This is a genomic window from Bacteroides sp. RTP31139st1_H2_RTP31139_211217 (genome assembly GCF_040227615.1).
Lineage (GTDB): Bacteria > Bacteroidota > Bacteroidia > Bacteroidales > Bacteroidaceae > Bacteroides > Bacteroides uniformis.
On sequence record NZ_JBCNZM010000301.1, the window covers coordinates 1 to 2205 of the forward strand.

The window sequence follows — 2205 nt, forward strand, 5'->3', positions numbered from 1 at the left end:
CTAAAGCTGGTTTCAGCATATTGGCAGCATCCATGGAACCGGCAGCAGCACCGGCACCTACAATCGTAGGGATTTCATCGATGAAAAGGATGACATTCGGATTTTTCTGCAACTCGTTGATGATAGAGCGGATACGTTCCTCAAACTGACCACGGTATTTTGTTCCCGCCACCACAGAGGCCATATCAAGCATCACCACGCGCTTTTCAAACAAAATGCGCGAAACTTTCTTTTGCACAATACGCAATGCCAAACCCTCTACGATGGCAGATTTTCCGACTCCAGGTTCACCGATAAGCACCGGATTGTTCTTCTTACGGCGGCTCAAGATTTGCGCCAGACGTTCAATCTCGCGTTCGCGACCCACAACCGGGTCCAGCTTGCCTTCTTCGGCAGCCCGCGTCATGTCTACGCCGAAATTGTCCAGCACAGGAGTATCATTGGACGGCTTTCTGGATGCAGCCTGTGCAGCCGAAGCCGAACCAGCTCCCCCAGTACGGGAGGAGCGGGACATATTCATATCTTCTTCATCCTCTTCATCATCCTCGGTGAATCCCATTCCCGCATTCGGATTGGTCGATTTCATCGAAAGCTGTTCAAATACAGCCTGATAATCCACCCGGTGTTCTTCCAAAACAGTTGCAGCAAGATTGTCGCCATCTTTCAAGATAGCCAGCAATACATGTTCCGTATCGGCAGTTGCACTTTTCAGCAAACGCGCTTCAAGCATACACATCTTCAATATCTTAGCCGTCATCGGGGACAAGGGCACTTCAGCGTCCGGCAAGAGAGTATCGTCCTCGGCATCCTTTAGGAAACCCTCCAGACGACTTTTTACTCGTTTTAAATCTATATCAAGTTTCAACAATATTTCAATAGCTTTTCCTCCGCCATCACGCAGCATGCCGAGCAGAAGGTGTTCCGGACCAATATAGCGATTTCTCAATCGATTGGCTTCTTCCTTGCTATAAGTAATTATGTCTGAAACTCTTTGTGAAAATTGATTGTTCATATTTTATAATTCTCCTCAATTAAAAAGGTTATCCACGACAAAGATACGCATTTATTAATTCAGCGTATCATATTTAACTGATTTAATAGTATACAAATCCCGTGCCATAAATTTCAAATCTGTTTTTCCACTTTATACCTTATATATTAATAGCAATTTGGTGAGGAAGGGAGGGAGTACTTCCATATTTATGTTGCAGGCAACAAAGTTTATGGAGGAAAACTTTTGTATATCGTAAAAAAGCAGTACTTTAGCGTGGTTTTTCACGAACCCGAAAATGTATAATTAATAATCTTTTTAAATGCTTGAACAAGACAGAATTATAAAGATTAACATCGAGGAGGAAATGAAGTCATCGTACATTGACTACTCTATGTCGGTCATTGTTTCACGTGCCCTTCCGGATGTTAGAGATGGTTTTAAACCCGTTCACCGAAGAATTCTTTTCGGAATGATGGGATTAGGAAATACCTCCGACAAACCTTATAAAAAATCAGCCAGAGTTGTAGGTGAAGTATTAGGTAAATATCACCCTCATGGCGACTCGTCCGTTTACGGAGCTCTTGTACGTATGGCTCAGCCTTGGGCAATGCGTTACATGTTGGTAGATGGACAAGGTAACTACGGTTCAGTAGACGGTGACAGTGCTGCTGCCATGCGTTATACAGAGTGTCGTTTGCGAAAAATTGGTGAAGACATGATGACAGACCTTGAGAAAGAGACTGTTGACATGCAGAACAATTTCGATGACTCTTTGCAAGAGCCTACCGTCATGCCGGCCCGTATTCCGAATCTTTTGGTAAATGGTGCATCTGGTATTGCCGTAGGTATGGCTACCAATATGCCGACCCATAATCTATCTGAGGTTATTGACGCTTGTATTGCATACATCGAAAACAATGACATCGATATAGAAGAGCTGATGACGTATGTCAAAGCTCCTGATTTCCCGACCGGAGGCTATATATACGGTATGAGCGGTGTTCGCGAAGCCTATCTCACGGGACGCGGACGTGTCATAATGCGTGCTAGAGCCGAAATTGAGACTGGTTCGACGCACGATAAAATCGTTGTGACAGAAATTCCCTATGGTGTCAACAAAGCTGAATTGATTAAGAATATAGCCGATTTGGCCAACGAAAAGAAAATTGAAGGTATTGCCAATGCTAATGACGAATCCGACCGTGAAGGTA

2 protein-coding genes are annotated in these 2205 nt (G+C 44.0%); one reads left to right on the top strand and one right to left on the bottom strand.

The genetic code is table 11. From position 1 onward, the window contains the following. The coding region (locus ABUA47_RS24235; protein WP_349832226.1) for a Clp protease N-terminal domain-containing protein at positions 1-1012 on the bottom strand (1012 nt) is incomplete at its 3' end. A gap of 301 nt (positions 1013-1313) precedes the next feature. Here ABUA47_RS24235 and ABUA47_RS24240 point away from each other — a divergent pair. Further along, a partial coding sequence (locus ABUA47_RS24240; RefSeq protein ID WP_349832228.1) for a DNA gyrase subunit A occupies positions 1314-2205 on the top strand: 892 nt, incomplete at its 3' end.